Origin of the sequence: uncultured Campylobacter sp., from assembly GCF_938030685.1 — a bacterium.
Classification (GTDB): domain Bacteria; phylum Campylobacterota; class Campylobacteria; order Campylobacterales; family Campylobacteraceae; genus Campylobacter_B.
Genome location: NZ_CALHHX010000144.1, coordinates 1 through 7,000 on the forward strand (window position 1 = coordinate 1; position 7,000 = coordinate 7,000).

The 7,000-nt window shown below is 50.2% G+C and carries 7 protein-coding genes; 4 read left to right on the plus strand and 3 right to left on the minus strand.

Features of this window, described 5'->3' with window-relative positions:
• A partial coding sequence (locus tag Q0369_RS06705; protein ID WP_298097679.1) for a hypothetical protein occupies positions 1-561 on the minus strand: 561 nt, incomplete at its 3' end.
• A 79-nt stretch (positions 562-640) separates the two neighbouring features.
• On the opposite strand from Q0369_RS06705, the gene abc-f reads away from it, so the two are divergent.
• From abc-f to Q0369_RS06725, 4 genes are read left to right on the plus strand one after another with little or no spacing between them, the layout of a single operon-like run.
• A complete protein-coding gene (gene abc-f / locus Q0369_RS06710; RefSeq protein ID WP_298097681.1) occupies positions 641-2,593 on the plus strand; it encodes a ribosomal protection-like ABC-F family protein in 1,953 nt (650 codons plus the stop codon).
• A gap of 5 nt (positions 2,594-2,598) precedes the next feature.
• Positions 2,599-3,807, plus strand: coding sequence for a M48 family metallopeptidase (locus tag Q0369_RS06715; RefSeq protein WP_298097683.1), 1,209 nt, complete (start codon positions 2,599-2,601; stop codon positions 3,805-3,807).
• On the plus strand, positions 3,794-4,594 hold the full coding sequence (gene prmC, locus Q0369_RS06720) for a peptide chain release factor N(5)-glutamine methyltransferase (protein ID WP_298097686.1): 801 nt from the start codon (positions 3,794-3,796) through the stop codon (positions 4,592-4,594). The genes Q0369_RS06715 and prmC overlap by 14 nt, the downstream gene beginning before the upstream one ends.
• Positions 4,595-4,601: 7 nt before the next feature.
• Positions 4,602-5,267: a uracil-DNA glycosylase family protein gene (locus tag Q0369_RS06725; protein ID WP_298097690.1), complete on the plus strand. Its 666-nt coding sequence runs from the start codon at positions 4,602-4,604 to the stop codon at positions 5,265-5,267.
• A 474-nt stretch (positions 5,268-5,741) separates the two neighbouring features.
• Here Q0369_RS06725 and Q0369_RS06730 read toward each other — a convergent pair whose 3' ends face one another.
• Positions 5,742-6,137: a YbgC/FadM family acyl-CoA thioesterase gene (locus Q0369_RS06730; RefSeq protein ID WP_298097693.1), complete on the minus strand. Its 396-nt coding sequence runs from the start codon at positions 6,135-6,137 to the stop codon at positions 5,742-5,744.
• Entirely contained in the window at positions 6,127-6,651 is a 525-nt protein-coding gene (locus Q0369_RS06735; RefSeq protein WP_298097695.1) for a DUF4149 domain-containing protein, read from the minus strand. Before Q0369_RS06735 ends, Q0369_RS06730 begins: the two co-directional genes overlap by 11 nt.
• Positions 6,652-7,000 lie beyond the last annotated feature (349 nt).

The window sequence follows — 7,000 nt, forward strand, 5'->3', positions numbered from 1 at the left end:
CGCAAGCACGAAATCTGCGCCGCTTCGTCGCGAGACGAGTTCGTAAATTTCGCCCGTACCGGTCGCGCCAAAGTCCAAGACGTGCAGGTAGATGATCGGCACGGCACCCAAGCGGGGCGGGGCGGTTTGTGCGGACGCGGTGAGTACTGTATTCTGCATCGATGACGCGGGCGAAATCGAGTCGGTAACCGCCGTAAATTCTGGTCTATTATCTAGCACTGATGACGTAGCGGGTTGAATGGCTTGTGTCTTAGGCGCGGCAAGAGAGGAACGCGAAGCGGGCGCGATGGACGTAACGAGCGGTGTATTTGGTGCTGCAGACGCGAAAGGCTCAGATGAAGTAGCTTGCGCGGACAGGCCGAACGGAATAGCGGGTGGATCATCCTGTGCGAATGTGGGAGGTGTGTCAAGCTCGAACGATACAATCTGAGCGGATGCGGAGGTGTCGGGCAGGGTATCTGGCGTGGATCTGAGAGGCTGCGCACGCGTGGCTGACACAAGAAACGGCGCGTGCGGGGCGAAAATTTCTACGCGCAAGCCGTCAAATTCCAAACTTTGCATCGCTAAACCTTTAGAAGTTATTAAAATTTAATAGAATTTTGTGTAAAATCACCGAATTTAACACTAGAGGAACTTAAAATTGGCTTTGATCGAGCTTATCGATGTTACGAAAAAATTCGGCTCTCACGTCGTTTTAGACGGCGTAAATTTCGCATTGGACGCTAACGAGCGCGTAGCCGTGATCGGTAAAAACGGCGGCGGCAAGTCCACGCTGATAAAGATCGTCGCGGGGCTGTGTGAGACCGACGAGGGACGCGTGATCACTCAAAACGGGCTAAATATCCAGATGCTCGCTCAAACGCCTAAATTTGAAGACAATCTCTCGGTCAAAGACGCGCTGCGAAGGGAACTGGCTGAAATTTACGCCGCCCTTAGCGAATACGACGCGATTTCGAGCAAAATCGCCGCGCAGCCCGAAAACAAGGAGCTTTTGGCGCGCCAGGACGAGCTTATTAAATTTATCGAGGCCAAGGACGGTTGGCAGATCGACAATAAGATCGAGCAGGTGCTGCAAAATTTCGGGCTTAAAATTTACGAAAACCGCTCCGTCTGCACGCTTAGCGGCGGCGAAATTCGCCGCGTGGCGCTGGGCGCGCTGGTGCTTAAAAAGCCCGATGTGCTGCTGCTGGACGAGCCCACGAACCACCTCGACGTCTATATGGTGAAATTTCTAGAGGACATGCTGCTTAGCTCGAAGCAGACGATCGTTTTTATCAGCCACGATCGCTACTTCATCGACCGCTTGGCGACGCGCAGTATCGAGATCGAAGAGGGTAAAATTTCAAATTTCGACGGCGGATACGAGAACTATCTGAGGCGCAAGCAGGAGATGCTTGCTTCGCTCGAAAAGTCCCACGAGACGCTGCTTAAACAGCTGCGCGCCGAGGAGGAGTGGCTGCACCGCGGCGTAAAGGCGCGCCTAAAGCGTAACGAAGGGCGCAAGGCACGTATCATGCAGATGAGGCAGGATGCGAAGAAAAACCCGGGCGCGATCCGTCGCGTGCGGCTCGAGCTGGAGCGTGCGAGCAGGAGCTTTAACGGCATGGGCGGCGACAATCGCAAAAAGATGCTTTTTGAATGCACGAATATCGGTAAAATTTTAAACGGCAAGGTGCTTTTCAAGGGCTTTTCGGCGCGGGTTTTGCAGGGCGAGCGTATCGGCATCGTAGGCGCTAACGGCGCGGGCAAAAGCACTCTGCTTAAAATTCTACTCGGTCGCAGTAAGATCGATGCGGGCGAGATCAAACGCGGCGAGATCAGGATCGGCTACTTCGATCAGACCCGCAGCGGCATCACGGACGATAAAAGCATAATCGAAATTTTCTGCCCCAACGGCGGCGATCACATAAGCGTCCGCGGCAGCTACATGCACGTCTATGGGTATTTGAAAAATTTCTTATTTCCGAAGGAGTTTTTGGATAAGCCCGTGGGCGTTCTTAGCGGCGGCGAAAAGAACCGTCTGGCGCTTGCCAAGCTCTTTACCGAGCAGTACGATTGTTTGATTTTGGATGAGCCGACGAACGATCTTGATATCGCAACGATCAATATTTTGGAGGATTATCTGCTAAGTTTCGAAGGCGCGGTAATCATCGTAAGCCACGATCGCTATTTCATCGATAAGATCACGAATAAGCTTTGGGTTTTTGAAAAAAATGGCACGATCGATCAAATTCAAATGCCCTATTCGCAGTATTTGGAGTTTGAAGACGAGATGGCGGAGATCGATCAGATCGAGGCCGACGCTGGCGCGGGCACGAGCGCGGACGAAGGCGGCCGCGAAAACAAAAAGGAAAAAACGAGCGCCGCGAAGCTTAGCTATAAGCAGAATAAAATTTTAGAGGAGTATCCCGCTAAGATCGAGGCTATCGAGGCGCGCATAAAGGAGCTAAATCACGCGCTTTCGACGCCTGAAATTTATCAAAAGCTCGGTATGCAGGGGCTTTTTGAAGAGCTTGAAGAAAAAAGAGGAACGTTAAACAGTATGGAAAATGAATATTACGAAGTGCTTTCGCTCGCCGAGAGCCTAAAGTAGGCGCGATGGTTTGGTTTTTGATCTTTTTATACGCGCTTTACACGATTTATAAAATTTCGCTTGATTTGCTTGAGCTAAGCTTCATCCGCGCCAAGCTAAAAGAGCCTGCGGTGGTGCTTAGCGAGGAGGATTATCGCAAGGCGGGCGAGGTCGGCGCGGTAAATTTAAAATTTAATATATTTTCGCACTGCTTCTCTTTTGCGGTAGCGCTTATTTGGATACTTGCGGGCGCGGGCGCGTTACAGCGCGCGATATATGATCTAGTGGGCGATGGAATTTTGACGGGGAGCTGCTTTGTAACGGCGTTTTTAATCATCGGCGGCGTGATATCGCTTCCGCTTGAAATTTACAAAACCTTCGTAAAAGATCGCCGCCTAGGCTTTTCCACGATAACGCCCGCCGTTTTCGTAAAAGATACGCTAAAATCGCTCACGCTCACGCTGGTTTTTGGCTTTGCAGTAGCCTCTGCGCTCGTTTTTTGCGTAAATAGCCTGGGCGCGCACTGGTGGGTCTGGGGCTTTTTGCTAAGCTTCGGCATAGTTTTACTGATAAATTTAATCTATCCGACTGTTATTGCGCCGCTGTTTAATAAGATGCAGCCGCTAGAGCAAGGCGAGCTAAAAGAGCGCATAGAGGAGCTTTTGCAGCGCTGCGGCTTTAAAAGTAGCGGCGTTTTTACGATTGACGCAAGCAAGCGCGACAAACGGCTAAACGCCTATTTTGGCGGCTTCGGCGCGACGAAAAAGGTCGTGCTTTTCGACACGCTCATAGAGAAGCTGAGTGAGGATGAAATTTTAGCCGTTTTAGGGCACGAGCTCGGGCATTTCAAACACGGCGATGTTTTGAAAAATTTAGCGCTTAGCTTCGTGCTTTTAGGCGCGACGTTCGCGGTATTTGGAAACCTCCCCGGGGGCGTATTTAGCGCGCTAGGACTTAACGCAGATGGCGGCGCGACGCTGGTTTTTATGATTTTGTTTGCGCCGATCTTGCATGCGTTTTTTGAGCCCATAATCTCCAAGCTTAGCCGCATGCACGAATTTAGCGCAGACCGGCATGGCGCGAGCATGCAGGATAAAGAGAGCATGATCGGCGCGCTAAAGAAGCTGGGCAGCGAAAACAAGGCATTTCCGCTCGCTCATAAAATTTACGCCACGGTGTATCATTCGCACCCGAGCCTGTATGAGCGCATAAGAGAGCTTGATGAGGATCGCTGAGGCGCTAAGATGGGGCCTGCAGCAGTGCGGCTCAAAATACGTCGCACGCGAAATTTTAAAGCTTTGCGAGCGACTTAGCGATGAGCAGCTCGTGCTAAAATGCTCGGAAGAGCTCGCGCACGAAGCGGAGTTTCGCGCTAAGATCGTTGAATTTAAAGACGGTCGTCCGCTTGAATACATCACGCAAAGCTGCGAGTTTATGGGCTTTAAATTTTACGTCGATGAGCGGGTGCTGATACCGCGCTGCGAGACCGAAATTTTAGTAAAAAAGGCGCTTACTTTGGCGCAGAGCTTGGGTGGGCCGCGCATTTGCGAGATCGGCACGGGCAGCGGTATAATCGCTATATGCTTAAAAAAGCTACTTCCCGCTTGCCGCATCGCGGCTAGCGACATCAGCGCGGATGCTCTGCAAGTAGCGCGCGCAAATGCCACAAATTTGGGCGCGGACGTCGAGTTCGTACACTGCGCCTACGCGGATGAGATCGCGGGCGAGTTTGATCTCATCGTCTCAAATCCGCCCTACATCGCAAACTCCTACGCATTGGACGCGCACGTGCTGCAGGAGCCGAAACAGGCGCTGTTTGGCGGCGAGCGGGGAGATGAAATTTTAAAACGCATCGTGCTGATCGCCGCACGGCGCGCAAAATTTCTAGCCTGCGAGATGGGCTACGATCAAAAGCAGAGCTTGGCGGCGTTTTTGCGCGAGCAGGGCTTTAGCGCGGAATTTTACGAGGATTTGGCGCAATTTGATCGCGGATTCGTCGCGCGAAATTTAAACAGATTGTAGGCGCGCCGTGCAAAACTCGCAACTACGCAGGCTGCTTTATTACAAAGCGTTCGGCTACCGCTACGTAGGCGCTGAAATTTTAAGCGGCGGCGCGCGATTTTTCAAGGCGCTGGACGCGCTAAAATCCGCTACCGCTGAGTGTAATCTCTGCGAGCTCGCCAAAACGCGCGCTGGAAGCGGCGAGCAAAATTTTAAAAATTTCAAAACTATCAAAAATTTTAAAAATTCTAAAACTCCCGCGAACGTAAAACTTATGATCGTAGCTCTCGCGCCGGGCGTTGGCGAAGGTTTTGGCGGCGGTTTGGAGGCTGAGGTAGCAGCGGCGCTAGATCAAATTTGCACGGCCGAGCAGATCTATTTTAGCTTTCTGATAAAGTGCGCAGTGCCACAAAATAGGCGCATAAGCTCGGAAATGATCTTAAAATGTGCGCCCTATCTGACCGACGAGATCAAAATTTTAAAGCCCAAAGTCGTGCTTTGCCTAGGGGAGCTCTGCTGTAAAATCGTGCTGCGAAACGGCGATCTAGCGGGCATGGACGCGCTACACGGCTCGGTCTTTAACGAGGGCGGCATCAGCTTCGTGCCGAGCTTCGATCCCGCATTCATCGCGCAAAATCCGAGCAAGGCGGAGCTTTTCAAAGAGGATCTGCAGAAGATAAAAGAGCTGCTGTGATGCGCATTTTGGCGCTCGTTTTGCGTGCTATTTTGATTTTGCGCGCAGCTTTGCGCGGGCGCGCGATTTTTATTACAGCGTGCGAGCAGACGGGGCGAATTTGACCTGCTTAAATTTCACGGACTAGCGGGATTTTAGCGAGGCAAAACACAGACTCGATCTGCGGCGAGTTTAAATTTAAAAGCGAGAAAATTTCATAAAGCGGCGGAGTAGGGCAAAATTTAACGCCATTGCAAAATTTCGATATTTCAAATTTTGTTTTCTATCTCGGGCGCGTGAAGGGTTTATGTCGCGGCGTAGCGTTAAATTTAAACCTCAATGCCGAGCAAAATTCTATGTCGTAAAATTTTTATTTAGCCCGCAAATTTTATTACCGCCCAAGAGCTCTGCGTATTCATGGCTTTTGCGCTAAAAGCCGGTCGGCGCTATGTTTGCGCCGCACACGACTAGGAAATTTGAACCCGCGAAATAAATTTATCTCAAAGATTTGAAAAATTCTAAAATTTCGGCGCTAAATTTGATCGGCCTGCCGTCTTTTACGAAGGCGATTTTTACGTCCTGTGCGTATAAAAGCTCGCTGAAATCCGTGTTTTTAATATCTTTGATCTTGTAAATTTCTTGCCGCAAAAGGGCGCTGGCATTTTTGAGCGCGGCTAGACTCGTGCGAATTTCAAGCGTATCGCCGAGGCGCGCGGGGCGGAGGAATTTAGCGCAAAGCTCGCTAACTACGAAGTGTGCGTCCGCACGCGCGAAGTCCACCCCGGCCTGCATAAGCGCTTCGCTGCGCGCCCGCTCACAAAATTTTATGTAGTTTGCGTGATACACGATGCCCTGCGCATCGGTATCTTCGTAGTAAATTCTAATCTTCATCCCGCGCGTCTTTCGCCGCTGCGCCATCTCTTGCGGCCAGGGCGGGGAGGATTTTTGCGAAAAACAGCACCGTTTGAAACACGATGATGAGTTTCATGCACCACTCGCTAGCCGCGTGGATTTGGGCAAATTCCGGTGTTATCGTCGCTTCTGCGCCGATCTTTTGGGCGCTTATGACATAGTCGGTAAAGTAAAGCACGAAAAGTAGGGCTAAGATGATATTTACTAGCGTCAGCATCAGGGTCGAAAGGCGCAAGCGAAACGACTGCGATTTGTTATTGTTGAAATTTATCATCTCAAAAACGAGGCAGATGATCGAGACTGCGATGAGGATGCCGCCGTATTTTACGAAGATCTCGCTCATCAGTTTGCCGCTTTGAAAGTGCGATAGCACGCCCTCTCCGATAATCTGCTGCGGGAAAAATACCACCGGCGCGACGAGTGCGCCGAGCGAGAGCTCGATACCGATAAGGGCTGCGATGATGAAGATATAGATAGAAAAAATTGCGCGCATAAAGATCCTTTTAAATTTTGATAAAATTTTAAATCGGACGTGATTATAGCGAAATCTTATAATCGTGCGCTTAAGTGTTTTGCAAGCGGGTTTTATGCGCGAATGGGTGCGGTCGGCGGTCGCGAATTGCGGCATATCGCGGTATAATAAAATTTTAGTTTGGATGCGGTCGTTTGCGAAATTTATAAAATTTTTACGGAGGCTGGAGATGAAATTTGTCTCAGGCGTGTTAAACATAAAATTTCATTATAAAATTTAAAATTTTCCAAATCGTTTTTTAAAATTTCTCTTGCGTATTCAGCCCCCTTTAAGCATCGCTCTTGTATAATCACAATTCTGTTTCGCACCG

Excerpts from the sequence above, each read along its gene's own strand:
- Q0369_RS06715 (WP_298097683.1), top strand. The coding sequence starts at position 2,599 with ATGGTTTGGTTTTTGATCTTTTTATACGCGCTTTACACGATTTATAAA.
- prmC (WP_298097686.1), top strand. The coding sequence starts at position 3,794 with ATGAGGATCGCTGAGGCGCTAAGATGGGGCCTGCAGCAGTGCGGCTCA.
- Q0369_RS06730 (WP_298097693.1), bottom strand. The coding sequence starts at position 6,137 with ATGAAGATTAGAATTTACTACGAAGATACCGATGCGCAGGGCATCGTG.
- Q0369_RS06735 (WP_298097695.1), bottom strand. The coding sequence starts at position 6,651 with ATGCGCGCAATTTTTTCTATCTATATCTTCATCATCGCAGCCCTTATC.